The following is a 287-nucleotide window of genomic DNA, read 5'->3' as shown; positions in this document are numbered from 1 at the left end:
CGTCAATCTAGCCAATGGCACTTCAGCGTAAATACTATAGTCGTTAATCATAGACACTTTCATTTCTTCACTACTATTACTTGCTTGGTAAAAAGCTTCAACTTTACCAAAAGTACTATAGTTTCCTGCTCTCGCAAGCGAGACAAGTAATGCGTTATTTTTTTGATTTTTTATTACTTCAACAGATTCAATATCTACTTCAGGTATTTTAGCCCCTTGGCGTAATATAATTGGTATGGAATAACTCAAAATCATATTAATTGTGATACCCATTCCTTGTTTATTGC

Annotated in this window: 1 pseudogene; it reads right to left on the bottom strand. The window is 33.4% G+C overall.

Annotated features, from left to right (window positions below):
* Positions 1–287 (bottom strand): annotated as a pseudogene (locus tag AAEY93_RS20445) (fimbrial biogenesis chaperone); the annotation flags it as partial.

The sequence above is a fragment of the Shewanella sp. CAL98-MNA-CIBAN-0140 genome (assembly GCF_040309905.1).
GTDB lineage: Bacteria > Pseudomonadota > Gammaproteobacteria > Enterobacterales > Shewanellaceae > Shewanella > Shewanella psychromarinicola.
This window is presented reverse-complemented; position numbering and strand designations above follow the sequence as displayed.